A 14,809-nucleotide genomic window follows, 5' to 3' on the forward strand; every position below is an offset into this window, starting at 1 on the left:
GCTATCTACTAAATAATCGTTAAAAAAATTACTAAATTATTAGTAATGCCTAACGATTTGAGAACTTTCATCAAATCATAAAGGGCGCGTTTACCTCTTTCTGGAGTCGAACCGTGTACTGATTTTCCATAAACAGTTATTTTTAAAAAATCTCCTTGCGGTGCTAAAGTGGCTTTAGTATCGTTTTTAGTCAAATAATCATTAAATAAAGTTTTATAAGAGGGATCAAATTTTAGAACTGCTTGTGCCAAATCAGGAACTACATTTGTTGCTTTACCACTTTTAATACTTATAATTCTGTCATCTAATACCACACCTTGCAAAGAAAAATCACAAAGACCTTTTTCACAGTAAACAGCAGGAAACGACTATCAGGAACAAAACCAGACACAGGCAATTCAGGCAATTTAGTAAAATAATGTTTCATACAACGAAATCCAGTTTCTTCATCCACACCCAAAATTAATTTAATCCTTTTTGATAAAGGCAATTTGAGTTCTTTCAAGATTTTTAAAGCAAAATAAGCAGCAATTGTAAGTCCTTTATTATCTTGTGCACCTCTGCCATAAATTTTTTCATTGGCAATAAAACCTTTATAAGGGTGATAAGTCCAACCAGTTCCTGCTGGCACTACATCCAAATGACCAATCATACCAACCCATTCTTTTTGGTTGCCGTATTCAATATGACCAGCGTATCCTTCTAAATTCAGGGTTTTAAAGCCGCTTTGGGAGCCTAAATCAAGCATAAAATCAAGGGCTTGTTGATTTCCTTCGCCAAAAGGAGCGCCTGTTCTATTAGGATCAAAGGTGGTAAGTTCAGTGTTAATTTTTAATAATGTTTGCAAAGACTCAATTAAGGCGTCTTTTCTTTTTAAAACCTCTTTTTTAAAATCAATCATTTTTATAACCCCTTTAAAACTTTGGATGGATAATTTTTTTATGTTTTTGTATCAAAATAATTATAAACACAAGTAATGGAAAAATGAACTTTTAAATTTTTGTGAAATATAGAGATAAATTTTTAATTTTTTGAAGTTTTTGCAAGTAGCAAAGTTGGATGCCAAATGTCTGGTTTTAAAAACAATAGGTTGTTAATTTTATTTTGCTAATTCATATAAAGCTTCTGTGTAAATGACAGTTAAGGTAATTAATTTATCAATTGAAATAGATTCATTTTTTTGATGAATCAAAGAAACTTCATCGACAAAAGTAGGTCCAAAAGGTACTAAATTAGGGGCGCATTTTGCAAAAGAACCACCACCCACACACATAGGTTTGGAAACTAAATCATTAGTATGTTTTTGATAAACTTTTAATAATGTTTGCATTAATTCACTTTTAGGATCAACATACATAATGGGATGATGAATGGTATTTTTGAGGCAAAAATGTTGGCTCTTGGCTGCTTTTTCCAATTGAAAAAGGATTTTTTCAAATGTAATTCCTTTAGGATATCTTAAATTAAGAGTGAAAAAAGCTTGATTATTTTCTAATTTTAAAACTCCAGAAAAACAAACCAAATTATAAGTTTCTTCATCAAAGTGATTAATGCCTAATTTTTTTCCATCCAAACTATCTACCAAATATTGATCAAAAAAATCAACCAAAGTATTTGTAATTCCCAATGCTTTAAGAACTTTCATCAAATCATAAAGGGCATTTTTTCCTATTTCAGGAGTCGAACCATGCGCAGAAACGCCGTGAACTTCAAACTTTAACAAATCGCCTTGTGGTTCTAAAGTGGCTTTGATGCTGTTGGTTTTAACAAAATTATGGAATAAATCTGAGTAGTTAGGATCAAATTTTAGAACTGCTTGTGCCAAATCAGGAACAACATTAGAGGCTTGCCCGCTTTGAATACTTACAATTCTATTATCTAAAACTGTGCCTTCAAAAGTAAAATCCCCAATTCCTTTTTCGCAATAAATAGCAGGAAAATGGCTGTCAGGAACAAAACCAGACACAGGCAATTCAGGCAATTTAGTAAAATAATGTTTCATACAACGAAATCCAGTTTCTTCATCCACACCCAAAATTAATTTAATCCTTTTTGATAAAGGCAATTTGAGTTCTTTCAAGATTTTTAAAGCAAAATAAGCAGCAATTGTAGGTCCTTTATTATCTTGTGCACCTCTGCCATAAATTTTTTCATTGGCAATAAAACCTTTATAAGGGTGATAAGTCCAACCAGTTCCTGCTGGCACTACATCCAAATGACCAATCATACCAACCCATTCTTTTTGGTTGCCGTATTCAATATGACCAGCGTATCCTTCTAAATTCAGGGTTTTAAAGCCGCTTTGGGAGCCTAAATCAAGCATAAAATCAAGGGCTTGTTGATTTCCTTCGCCAAAAGGAGCGCCTGTTCTATTAGGATCAAAGGTGGTAAGTTCAGTGTTAATTTTTAATAATGTTTGCAAAGACTCAATTAAGGCGTCTTTTCTTTTTAAAACCTCTTTTTTAAAATCAATCATTTTTATAACCCCTTTAAAACTTTGGATGGATAATTTTTTTATGTTTTTGTATCAAAATAATCAAAATAATTATAAACACAAGTAATGGAAAAATGAACTTTTAAATTTTTGTGAAATATAGAGATAAATTTTTAATTTTTTGAAGTTTTTGCAAGTAGCAAAGTTGGATGCCAAATGTCTGGTTTTAAAAACAATAGGTTGTTAATTTTATTTTGCTAATTCATATAAAGCTTCTGTGTAAATGACAGTTAAGGTAATTAATTTATCAATTGAAATAGATTCATTTTTTTGATGAATCAAAGAAACTTCATCGACAAAAGTAGGTCCAAAAGGTACTAAATTAGGGGCGCATTTTGCAAAAGAACCACCACCCACACACATAGGTTTGGAAACTAAATCATTAGTATGTTTTTGATAAACTTTTAATAATGTTTGCATTAATTCACTTTTAGGATCAACATACATAATGGGATGATGAATGGTATTTTTGAGGCAAAAATGTTGGCTCTTGGCTGCTTTTTCCAATTGAAAAAGGATTTTTTCAAATGTAATTCCTTTAGGATATCTTAAATTAAGAGTGAAAAAAGCTTGATTATTTTCTAATTTTAAAACTCCAGAAAAACAAACCAAATTATAAGTTTCTTCATCAAAGTGATTAATGCCTAATTTTTTTCCATCCAAACTATCTACCAAATATTGATCAAAAAAATCAACCAAAGTATTTGTAATTCCCAATGCTTTAAGAACTTTCATCAAATCATAAAGGGCATTTTTTCCTATTTCAGGAGTCGAACCATGCGCAGAAACGCCGTGAACTTCAAACTTTAACAAATCGCCTTGTGGTTCTAAAGTGGCTTTGATGCTGTTGGTTTTAACAAAATTATGGAATAAATCTGAGTAGTTAGGATCAAATTTTAGAACTGCTTGTGCCAAATCAGGAACAACATTAGAGGCTTGCCCGCTTTGAATACTTACAATTCTATTATCTAAAACTGTGCCTTCAAAAGTAAAATCCCCAATTCCTTTTTCGCAATAAATAGCAGGAAAATGGCTGTCAGGAACAAAACCAGACACAGGCAATTCAGGCAATTTAGTAAAATAATGTTTCATACAACGAAATCCAGTTTCTTCATCCACACCCAAAATTAATTTAATCCTTTTTGATAAAGGCAATTTGAGTTCTTTCAAGATTTTTAAAGCAAAATAAGCAGCAATTGTAGGTCCTTTATTATCTTGTGCACCTCTGCCATAAATTTTTTCATTGGCAATAAAACCTTTATAAGGGTGATAAGTCCAACCAGTTCCTGCTGGCACTACATCCAAATGACCAATCATACCAACCCATTCTTTTTGGTTGCCGTATTCAATATGACCAGCGTATCCTTCTAAATTCAGGGTTTTAAAGCCGCTTTGGGAGCCTAAATCAAGCATAAAATCAAGGGCTTGTTGATTTCCTTCGCCAAAAGGAGCGCCTGTTCTATTAGGATCAAAGGTGGTAAGTTCAGTGTTAATTTTTAATAATGTTTGCAAAGACTCAATTAAGGCGTCTTTTCTTTTTAAAACCTCTTTTTTAAAATCAATCATTTTTATAACCCCTTTAAAACTTTGGATGGATAATTTTTTTATGTTTTTGTATCAAAATAATTATAAACACAAGTAATGGAAAAATGAACTTTTAAATTTTTGTGAAATATAGAGATAAATTTTTAATTTTTTGAAGTTTTTGCAAGTAGCAAAGTTGGATGCCAAATGTCTGGTTTTAAAAACAATAGGTTGTTAATTTTATTTTGCTAATTCATATAAAGCTTCTGTGTAAATGACAGTTAAGGTAATTAATTTATCAATTGAAATAGATTCATTTTTTTGATGAATCAAAGAAACTTCATCGACAAAAGTAGGTCCAAAAGGTACTAAATTAGGGGCGCATTTTGCAAAAGAACCACCACCCACACACATAGGTTTGGAAACTAAATCATTAGTATGTTTTTGATAAACTTTTAATAATGTTTGCATTAATTCACTTTTAGGATCAACATACATAATGGGATGATGAATGGTATTTTTGAGGCAAAAATGTTGGCTCTTGGCTGCTTTTTCCAATTGAAAAAGGATTTTTTCAAATGTAATTCCTTTAGGATATCTTAAATTAAGAGTGAAAAAAGCTTGATTATTTTCTAATTTTAAAACTCCAGAAAAACAAACCAAATTATAAGTTTCTTCATCAAAGTGATTAATGCCTAATTTTTTTCCATCCAAACTATCTACCAAATATTGATCAAAAAAATCAACCAAAGTATTTGTAATTCCCAATGCTTTAAGAACTTTCATCAAATCATAAAGGGCATTTTTTCCTATTTCAGGAGTCGAACCATGCGCAGAAACGCCGTGAACTTCAAACTTTAACAAATCGCCTTGTGGTTCTAAAGTGGCTTTGATGCTGTTGGTTTTAACAAAATTATGGAATAAATCTGAGTAGTTAGGATCAAATTTTAGAACTGCTTGTGCCAAATCAGGAACAACATTAGAGGCTTGCCCGCTTTGAATACTTACAATTCTATTATCTAAAACTGTGCCTTCAAAAGTAAAATCCCCAATTCCTTTTTCGCAATAAATAGCAGGAAAATGGCTGTCAGGAACAAAACCAGACACAGGCAATTCAGGCAATTTAGTAAAATAATGTTTCATACAACGAAATCCAGTTTCTTCATCCACACCCAAAATTAATTTAATCCTTTTTGATAAAGGCAATTTGAGTTCTTTCAAGATTTTTAAAGCAAAATAAGCAGCAATTGTAGGTCCTTTATTATCTTGTGCACCTCTGCCATAAATTTTTTCATTGGCAATAAAACCTTTATAAGGGTGATAAGTCCAACCAGTTCCTGCTGGCACTACATCCAAATGACCAATCATACCAACCCATTCTTTTTGGTTTCCGTATTCAATATGACCAGCGTATCCTTCTAAATTCAGGGTTTTAAAGCCGCTTTGGGAGCCTAAATCAAGCATAAAATCAAGGGCTTGTTGATTTCCTTCGCCAAAAGGAGCGCCTGTTCTATTAGGATCAAAGGTGGTAAGTTCAGTGTTAATTTTTAATAATGTTTGCAAAGACTCAATTAAGGCGTCTTTTCTTTTTAAAACCTCTTTTTTAAAATCAATCATTTTTATAACCCCTTTAAAACTTTGGATGGATAATTTTTTTATGTTTTTGTATCAAAATAATTATAAACACAAGTAATGAAAAAATGAACTTTTAAATTTTTGTGAAATATAGATATAAATTTTTAATTTTTTGAAGTTTTTGCAAGTAGCAAATTTGGATGCCAAATGTCTGGTTTTAAAAACAATAGGTGGTTAATTTTATTTTGCTAATTCATATAAAGCTTCTGTGTAAATGACAGTTAAGGTAATTAATTTATCAATTGAAATAGATTCATTTTTTTGATGAATTAAAGAAACTTCATCGACAAAAGTAGGTCCAAAAGGTACTAAATTAGGGGCGCATTTTGCAAAAGAACCACCACCCACACACATAGGTTTGGAAACTAAATCATTAGTATGTTTTTGATAAACTTTTAATAATGTTTGCATTAATTCACTTTTAGGATCAACATACATAATGGGATGATGAATGGTATTTTTGAGGCAAAAATGTTGGCTCTTGGCTGCTTTTTCCAATTGAAAAAGGATTTTTTCAAATGTAATTCCTTTAGGATATCTTAAATTAAGAGTGAAAAAAGCTTGATTATTTTCTAATTTTAAAACTCCAGAAAAACAAACCAAATTATAAGTTTCTTCATCAAAGTGATTAATGCCTAATTTTTTTCCATCCAAACTATCTACCAAATATTGATCAAAAAAATCAACCAAAGTATTTGTAATTCCCAATGCTTTAAGAACTTTCATCAAATCATAAAGGGCATTTTTTCCTATTTAAGGAATCGAACCATGCGCAGAAACGCCGTGAACTTCAAACTTTAACAAATCGCCTTGTGGTTCTAAAGTGGCTTTGATGCTGTTGGTTTTAACAAAATTATGGAATAAATCTGAGTAGTTAGGATCAAATTTTAGAACTGCTTGTGCCAAATCAGGAACAACATTAGAGGCTTGCCCGCTTTGAATACTTACAATTCTATTATCTAAAACTGTGCCTTCAAAAGTAAAATCCCCAATTCCTTTTTCGCAATAAATAGCAGGAAAATGGCCGTCAGGAACAAAACCAGACACAGGCAATTCAGGCAATTTAGTAAAATAATGTTTCATACAACGAAATCCAGTTTCTTCATCCACACCCAAAATTAATTTAATCCTTTTTGATAAAGGCAATTTGAGTTCTTTCAAGATTTTTAAAGCAAAATAAGCAGCAATTGTAGGTCCTTTATTATCTTGTGCACCTCTGCCATAAATTTTTTCATTGGCAATAAAACCTTTATAAGGGTGATAAGTACAACCAGTTCCTGCTGGCACTACATCCAAATGACCAATCATACCAACCCATTCTTTTTGGTTGCCGTATTCAATATGACCAGCGTATCCTTCTAAATTCAGGGTTTTAAAGCCGCTTTGGGAGCCTAAATCAAGCATAAAATCAAGGTCTTGTTGATTTCCTTCGCCAAAAGGAGCGCCTGTTCTATTAGGATCAAAGGTGGTAAGTTCAGTGTTAATTTTTAATAATGTTTGCAAAGCCTCAATTAAGGCGTCTTTTCTTTTTAAAACCTCTTTTTTAAAATCAATCATTTTCTAACCTATTTTTTATTATTTTTATTTTTTTTGTTAATTTTGTTAATTTTAATTTTTTTGTTTGTTGCTTGTGTTGTTTTTTGTTTGTATATTTTGTTGTAAACACTTGCAAAATCAAAAATACAAATACAAAATAAAATGTAAGCGTAGATAAGGTATTTTTTTTAATTTCGGTCATAATAATCAATATTGATCCATATAATAAGCAGATATTTGAGCAAAAATAAGAGGGAAAGGCGGAAAACAAAATATTAATTCTACATTTATTTTTATAATTTATCTACATCTTAATACTTAAATTTTAACATTATTTTAGCATTTAAAAAAAGAAAAATATTTTTTTTATAAAAAATAAAAAAGTGTTTCTTTTTCGTTTTGATTCAGTTATAATATTAGTGGATTTTAAAGGAATTCGAGAAATTTTCAAAAACCGCTAGTAATAAATTCGTTTAAAATTCTTTATTTCATCTTAAACTTTTTGCATTTTACAAATTTGTACATTTGGATTTCGCAAAGATTAAGATATTAGAAAGCAAAAATAAAATCATTGAAAAATATTTACCAAAAACAACCTTGTTTAAAACAAAGGTTTATTTATTGTTTAAGTGCATTATTACTTTTGATCTTATTTGTAATAAGTTTTAATTACACTTTAAAAGCTGCTGGAACAGAACCAATAGATATCAGCACTATTGAAAAAAATATAGGATCTTTTGAAAGTGCACCAAATGACAAAAAAATCATTGAAAAAATTGTAAAAAATCAGAAAAATATAAGTGGTCTTTCTATTGGAGACGATTTAGAAGTTGTTTCGATAAACAATAACAAAGCAACTGTCAAAGCAAAAGAAAATTCTAAAAAAATTAAAGGTCAAGTAGAAGTTATTTTTAATGTCAAAGAAGACCTAAATATTTTAATTCAAAATAAAGCTTTAGGGGATATAGAATTAAATAAAATTCACAGTGAATCATTGATTTCTAATGAGGATTTATTAAATGCCATTAAAAGTAAAAATAATGGTTTAGTAATTACAAAAGAAGATGTTTATTTTCCTAAAAAAGATCGCTCAAAAGGTTATATAACCATTGAAGCATTTGATAAATCTCCTAAATATAAAGGAAAAGCTAAATTAACTTATCAAATTAAAAAAATAAATAAAGAAGAGTTTATTGCAGAAGTTAAAAAAAAATATAATATTCCATTTGAATCACCCATAAAACAAAATCAATTAGATGAAACAATTGAAAATGTAATTGCAGAAGAAGCAGGAAACCCAGATTCAACTAGAGACTTAGTTATGCAAAAAGTTAAAGAAGCAGTCGAACTTTTATTAAATGATGACAATACTTTATCTGAAACATTAACAACTTCTATGTCCAATAAAGAAGAGTTGCAAAACAACTCACAAACAATATTATCTCCTAAAATAACAAGCGAAAAAACAGATAATAACGAAAATACAAATTATGGATTTTATATTGTTATTGCTTGCATTATATTAATTTCCATCACTTTTTTAAGTTTGCTTTTTGTTATTTTTAAAAAAAGAAATACTCAATCATAATTAAAAAATATCAAAGAGGTTTATAGCCTCTTTTTTATTTTATATTTATAAATTTATAAAAAATAAAATAGAAATGTTGGAAAAAAAAGATAATTGAAAATGCCATCTTTTAAAAAAGAGATAATTATTGTAATAATAATCTTTTCTATACTTTTAATAATATTTGGTTGGTTAGGATGGAAAAATAACTTTTTTGCTTTAGAAGCTTCACAAAATTCTACTAAAAATACTTCTTTATCCTCTAAAAATTTTGATTATAATGATTTACAAGATTTACCAAAAAACCAAAATGAAAAAATCGAAGAACAAGCTCCAGAAGCAAAAGAAAACAATTTAGATAATCCCAATCAAAAAGGGAAAAAAACATTGTATCCACAAATAACAGAAATTGAAGAAAATGAAGAAATAAAAGAAACACCCAAATACAGACCAAAAGCAACTCCCAAACCTAACCAAAACAACAACACACAAACTATCAAAAAAAATCCTCATTTACAAAAAGCCAAAAATAAAATAAAAGTGATGCAAAAAAAACTAGTTTACCAAAACCAAAAAATTATTGATTTAAAAGAACAAATCTTACTTTTGGAAAATGAAAAAAACAAACCCAAAGAACTAGATAATCAATTTATTGATCAAATTAAACCTCAATTGGAATCTCAAATCCAAGGAATGAACATTTATAATGTATATTTAGGGAAAAAAAGCGATAAAGATATGGGGTTAGAATGGTTACGAAAGAACTTTTCTAATCAACATTATCGAATTAACTTTTCTTATGGTTTGTATAATTCTCAAATTATCCAATCCACAGTTTTTTTTGATTCACGAATCAAAGAACCAATACCCCAAAACCTTTTATTAGTTTATTTTGATGGAGGCAAAAGAAATAAAGATAATAATTGTTATTCTTTGGAGGCATTAAAAACTTTAGGTAATGGTGCTCAAAATATGTATATTCTTTGGCAAGATGAAAGTCCTTTTAATGACAAAAACTTTATTCAAAACAACTTTTGCACTGACCTTATTTATGAAAAAGGATGTTTTTTGGGTGGACCTTCTTATTTGGATGTCAAACACATTGCTTTAAAAAATATTAACACCAATGAAATTATTGCCACTTTTCCTGTTAAATGTAAAATTGAAGTGCCTTGTTTACTTGATGGACTAAATTTAGAGTTAAAATTTCCTTTTTATAACTACAAAATAGAAGGTTTATTATCAAATACTCATATCAAAAGTCTTAGAAAAATTGATGTATATTGTAAACACACAGGACAATCAAAAACACTTTTTTACAAAATTTAAAAAAATAAACAGTAGATTGAATTTGCAATCTACTGTTTTTTTAATATAAAATATGATGTAATAACTACCTAAATTATAATTTGAATGTTTTTTTGATTTATGTTTGGTTCGTTGTTATTTAATGTTATTATTTAAAATAAAGCATCCCATCTTTAACAACAAGACAATTACTACTTTGATTTTGGGTAAGTTCTTCCAATTTAGTTTGTAATTTGGTTTCAGAAACAAAAGGACAAACCCCAAAATTTAGTACTAAACGACGAGCTTCTTGTTCAGTTTTAACTAAAGCCAAAACAGGAACGGATGGATGAAATTTAGATACATTATAAGCATCTTTTAAGTCATAGACAACAATTGCTTTAACATCGGTGCGTAAAGCCAATTCCACAGCACTTAATAAAAGGTTTTCTTTGGAGTTTTTAGGTTGGTATACTTGTGATAAAGCTTGATAATTAACTACTTTTTCAGCTTGATAATTAATTTTTTTCATATAAGTTACAGCTTCTATAGGATATTCACCTGAAGCACTTTCGCCCGATAGCATAGTAAAGGTGGTGCCTTCTCTAACTGCATTAAAGACATCAGAAGTTTCAGCTTTGGTTGGACGCGGATTTCTTTGCATAGATTCTAACATTTGAGTAGCTACTACAACTGGTTTGCCGTATTCTAAACATTTAGTAATCATACGTGTTTGGTAAAGTGGTACTAATTCACCATCAACTTCTATTCCTAAATCACCTCTTGCAACCATAATACCGTCTGATTCTTGAATGATTTCTTCTAAATTATCAACACCTTCTTGATTTTCTATTTTAGAAATAATTTGGATGTTGGAATTTCCTTGTTCTTGTAAAATTTTTCTAATATCTTTGACATCTTGAGCTCTTCTAACAAATGAAGCAGCAATATAATCAAAATCTTGTTGGGCAGCAAAAACAATATCTTGATAATCTTTAGGAGAAATAAAATCCATTTCTAAATTAACTTTAGGAACATTTACACCTCTACGAGATTTGATGGAGTGAGTATTTTTGGCTTTAGTAACTAATTGTTGTTTGGCTTCGTCTTTGCCTACAACTTCCAAAGATAAGTATCCATCATCAATATTAACCATATCGCCAACTTTTAATTCATTGTATAAATTAGAATAACTAACTGAAAAAAGTTTAGCATTACCTAAAACTTCTGTCATAGATATTTTTACTTCAGAATCTTTTTGAATTGTTACTACACCATCAAATTCGTGAGTTCTAATTTCAGGTCCTTTAGTATCTAACATAAGTCCTGTGTGTTTGTCTAATTTATCGCTAATAGTTTTAATGGTTTTCATTAAAAGTTTAGTTTGTTCGTATTGAGCGTGAGAAAAATTAAATCTTGCTACATTCAAACCTGTTTGAATTAAGGCTTGTAAAATGTTTTTATCATAAGAAGCAGGTCCTAAGGTACAAATTATTTTAGTTTTGTTCATGAATAACTACATCCTTTTTTGTTTTTTAAAATATAAAAATGATTGTCAAAATTAGTTAAATTATGACATTATGACATATAAAAAAAATTAAATAAGAAATAAGCCAAAGTGTAGATAATAGGTCCAATAATTCTAGTAGCAATCATAATAAAAGGTAATAAATTGTCTCTTTTACTTATTGACATTATTCCTAAATGTCCAGTTCCTCCTACACTTAAAGCACCTAAACCAGCTGTAAGAGATGTTTCAAAAGGATAAAAACCAAAAGCTTTAGCAAGAACAAAGGATACTAAAACAACTACCAATAAAGCAGTTAAAACCATAGTTAAAACAGGTATTTGTTTTATTCCTCCCATTAATTGTTGCCATTTAACTGTCATTCCCAAACCTGCTAAAATAGGAGTAGTGAAATTTTTAGATATTACTTGTCCTGCTTGAGAAATATGACTTTGATTTTCTTGTGATAATAAATTAAAAACTCTAATCAAAATTAAGAAAAAAATAAAATAAACTAACGATTCTAAATAACCCCATAATAATTTATTTAAAAGACCACTTAAACTAAATAATACAAAAATCATCGTTAAACCCATACCAATATTTTTATATTCTAAAGGAGTTTTTTTCTCTGTTGGTTTGGGTATAAGTTTATTGTTTTTGTATTCTAATTTTCCTTTACCACTAAATTTAGTTTTATCAAAAATAACATACATTAAGCCAGCAAATAAAATACTTAAACATCTAGCCATAATTAAAGGCACTATAATTGCTGTTCTAATAGTTTTTTGATCTAATTGAGGAAAAGCATCTTTATAAATACCATTTGCAAAACCATTAATACCTAAATTAGTTCCTCCATTTGTTAACGGAACAGCTACATAAAAAATAGAGTCTAAAAAGGAACCTTGAGTACTAAACCCTTCTGGTTTTTGATAATTAAATAAGAATCCTACAAAACCAACACTTAAAATAGCTACTAAACAAACAATTAATGTTAAAGGAAGAAACTTAGAAAGCGATCTTTTTAATAAATTTCTATCAACACTTAAAATACTTCCAGCAATAACACAAGTTATAAAAAAGTTAGCAAAATCAGATCCTAAATGATTATTTGGTGTTTTGGTACTGAAAAAATTTTCATTACATTTGTCTGCTAAATCTTGCGGTATCCATCCTTTATAAACTAAATAAGAAGTAACAAAAATACAAAGCAAAAATCCTAATCCTATTTTATTTAAATAAGGGACACTATCACCAATAAAATTAAGACCATATCCTAAGACAAAAATAATAAATAAAGGGGTTAAAAGAGGGTGATATAATTTTTTTATTCCCCATTCTTTAACTGCAAAAAGATGCAAAGCACAAACAACTACAAAAAAAAGAAACATTAAAGGGTGAAACCCAAAAATCTTTATTTGTTTGTCTTTTTTCATTATAATTTACTCCGATTCTACACAAAAAAAAATAAAATAACTAATAAATTCATAAATATGATGTAATATAAATAATAAAGTTGTAAATAAATGGTTAATAAATTGTTTTTTGTGATTTTTTATTTTCAAAATTATTAGCTAAATAAGTAATCAAAAGAACTTAAATAATTAATTATGGTATTCTTAAATAATAAAGTTAATGATTAAACTAGTTTTTTAATTAAACTATTTCCTGTCATTTCTTGAGGTTTTTTAATTTCTAATAAATCTAGCATTGTGGGTGCAACATCACATAAAGACCCCGGTTTTAAGACAACATTTTTATCTGTAACGATGAAAGGAACTAAATTAGTGGTATGAGCTGTGTGTGGATTTCCTTGGTTATCTTTCATTTGTTCGGCATTTCCATGATCTGCTACAATACAGGCTTTGCCTTTAACTGCAAAAATGGCATTTAAAACTTCTTTAAGACAGCTGTCTACTGTTTGAATCGCTTTAATGGTAGCATCTAAAAAACCAGTATGTCCTACCATATCAGGATTTGCAAAATTAAGAATTAAAGTATCGTATTTACCAGATAAAATAGCATTTTTAGCATGGGTGGTAATTTCTAAAGCACTCATTTCGGGTTTAAGATCATAAGTTTTTACTTTGGGAGAAGGAATTAAGATTCTATCTGCATTTTTTAATTGCAGTTCCTTGCCACCATCAAAGAAAAAAGTTACATGAGGATATTTTTCAGTTTCTGCAATTCTTAGTTGGTGCATTCCTAAATTGGCAATTACTTCACCATAAATATTTTTTAGAGTTATTTTTTCAAAAGCAACTACACTTTTAACTTGAGCGCTGTATTTAGTCATTGTTACTAAAAAAAGATTATTTAATAATTTAGTACCGCAAAAATTGGTTTTACCCTCAGAACAAAAAGCATTAGTAGCACAAGGATTAGATAGAGCAGTTGCAAGACGCATGGCACGGTCAGGACGAAAATTAACAAAAATAACTGCATCATTATCATTAATTAAACCATTTGGATTGGTAATAAAAGGAGTGATAAATTCATCTGTAATGCCTTGATTATAAAAATTTTGTATAGTTTTTTCTAATGGCCAGTCAATAACAGGAGCTTGTTTGGATGTAAGCATATTATAGACTAAATTAATGCGGTCCCAATTGTTATCACGGTCAAGAGCATAATATCTACCAACAACAGAAGCAATATTAAAGCCATAATCAAGAAGGTCTTTAATGTAGTTAATACCTGAATGAGGACTTGTGTCTCTTCCATCAGTAAAAGCGTGTAAAAAGGTGTTGTTTGCTAAATTGTTTTCTTTTAATAAATCAAATAAAGCTTTAAAATGATCTAAATGAGAATGAATTCCTCCATCAGAGATAAGTCCTAAAAGATGCATTTTACTGTTGTTTTTTTTAACATGTTCGATGGCTTGGAGAAATTGTTTGTTGGTGAAAAAAGATTTATCACGAATAGCTTTATTAATTTGAGTAAGCGATTGATAAACAACTCTTCCTGCTCCTAAATTAAGGTGTCCTACTTCACTATTTCCCATTTGACATTGGGGAAGACCCACTTCTTCACCTGAGGCTTTAAGAGTGGTATTGGGAAAGTTTTTTAAAAGATAATCTAGATAGGGAGTCTTTGCCAAATGAAAAGCGTTATTTTCTTTTTGGTCGGTTAAGCCTAAGCCATCTAAAATAATTAATCCTACAAATTTTTTAGTCATATTCCCAAACTCCTTACCTCAAAAGAACATCTTAAACGATGGTCTTGTCAATAATAATGTTATTTTGTTTTTATATTG

Annotated in this window: 12 protein-coding genes; 2 read left to right on the forward strand and 10 right to left on the reverse strand. The window is 29.2% G+C overall.

The annotated features are described in order from the left end of the window. Nucleotides 1–8: 8 nt before the first annotated feature. The 7 genes from MBSPM3_RS03190 to MBSPM3_RS03205 form a co-directional block, all read right to left on the reverse strand. A complete protein-coding gene (locus tag MBSPM3_RS03190) occupies nucleotides 9–314 on the reverse strand; it encodes a zinc-binding metallopeptidase family protein (protein WP_232308821.1) in 306 nt (101 codons plus the stop codon). After that, a complete protein-coding gene (locus MBSPM3_RS03195) occupies nucleotides 305–901 on the reverse strand; it encodes a Sapep family Mn(2+)-dependent dipeptidase (protein WP_232308822.1) in 597 nt (198 codons plus the stop codon). The genes MBSPM3_RS03190 and MBSPM3_RS03195 overlap by 10 nt, the downstream gene beginning before the upstream one ends. 198 nt (nucleotides 902–1,099) lie before the next feature. Next, on the reverse strand, nucleotides 1,100–2,476 hold the full coding sequence (gene pepV / locus MBSPM3_RS01540; RefSeq protein WP_083985315.1) for a dipeptidase PepV: 1,377 nt from the start codon (nucleotides 2,474–2,476) through the stop codon (nucleotides 1,100–1,102). 207 nt (nucleotides 2,477–2,683) lie between these two features. Further along, nucleotides 2,684–4,060, reverse strand: a complete 1,377-nt coding sequence (gene pepV, locus MBSPM3_RS01545) for a dipeptidase PepV (RefSeq protein WP_083985315.1) — start codon at nucleotides 4,058–4,060, stop codon at nucleotides 2,684–2,686. A gap of 198 nt (nucleotides 4,061–4,258) precedes the next feature. After that, complete coding sequence (gene pepV / locus MBSPM3_RS01550) at nucleotides 4,259–5,635, reverse strand: dipeptidase PepV (RefSeq protein ID WP_083985315.1); 1,377 nt, start codon at nucleotides 5,633–5,635, stop codon at nucleotides 4,259–4,261. 198 nt (nucleotides 5,636–5,833) lie between these two features. Beyond that, a complete protein-coding gene (locus MBSPM3_RS03200; protein WP_232308823.1) occupies nucleotides 5,834–6,379 on the reverse strand; it encodes a zinc-binding metallopeptidase family protein in 546 nt (181 codons plus the stop codon). Between the two features lie 27 nt (nucleotides 6,380–6,406). Continuing rightward, complete coding sequence (locus tag MBSPM3_RS03205) at nucleotides 6,407–7,210, reverse strand: Sapep family Mn(2+)-dependent dipeptidase (RefSeq protein WP_232308824.1); 804 nt, start codon at nucleotides 7,208–7,210, stop codon at nucleotides 6,407–6,409. 622 nt (nucleotides 7,211–7,832) lie between these two features. Between MBSPM3_RS03205 and MBSPM3_RS01565 the strand changes: the two genes are divergently transcribed. Both MBSPM3_RS01565 and MBSPM3_RS01570 read left to right on the forward strand, forming a co-directional pair. Further along, the gene (locus MBSPM3_RS01565) at nucleotides 7,833–8,777 is read left to right on the forward strand and encodes a hypothetical protein (RefSeq protein ID WP_069028439.1); all 945 of its coding nucleotides are present in this window, start codon (nucleotides 7,833–7,835) and stop codon (nucleotides 8,775–8,777) included. Nucleotides 8,778–8,876: 99 nt separating this feature from the next. Then, the gene (locus MBSPM3_RS01570; protein ID WP_232308825.1) at nucleotides 8,877–10,085 is read left to right on the forward strand and encodes a hypothetical protein; all 1,209 of its coding nucleotides are present in this window, start codon (nucleotides 8,877–8,879) and stop codon (nucleotides 10,083–10,085) included. 127 nt (nucleotides 10,086–10,212) lie between these two features. On the opposite strand, the gene pyk is transcribed toward MBSPM3_RS01570, so the two are convergent. From pyk to gpmI, 3 genes are all read right to left on the reverse strand, one after another. After that, entirely contained in the window at nucleotides 10,213–11,553 is a 1,341-nt protein-coding gene (gene pyk, locus MBSPM3_RS01575) for a pyruvate kinase (protein WP_069028228.1), read from the reverse strand. 68 nt (nucleotides 11,554–11,621) lie between these two features. Further along, nucleotides 11,622–12,989 carry a 2-hydroxycarboxylate transporter family protein gene (locus MBSPM3_RS01580; RefSeq protein WP_198143617.1) on the reverse strand — a complete coding sequence of 456 codons (1,368 nt, stop codon included), beginning with the start codon at nucleotides 12,987–12,989 and terminating at the stop codon, nucleotides 11,622–11,624. A gap of 203 nt (nucleotides 12,990–13,192) precedes the next feature. Then, nucleotides 13,193–14,731 (reverse strand): 2,3-bisphosphoglycerate-independent phosphoglycerate mutase, encoded by a 1,539-nt coding sequence (gpmI, locus tag MBSPM3_RS01585; protein ID WP_069028230.1) that lies wholly within the window; start codon nucleotides 14,729–14,731, stop codon nucleotides 13,193–13,195. Nucleotides 14,732–14,809: the final 78 nt, after the last annotated feature.

Source organism: Candidatus Phytoplasma zeae, from assembly GCF_001712875.1.
Taxonomy (GTDB): domain Bacteria; phylum Bacillota_I; class Bacilli_A; order Acholeplasmatales; family Acholeplasmataceae; genus Phytoplasma; species Phytoplasma asteris.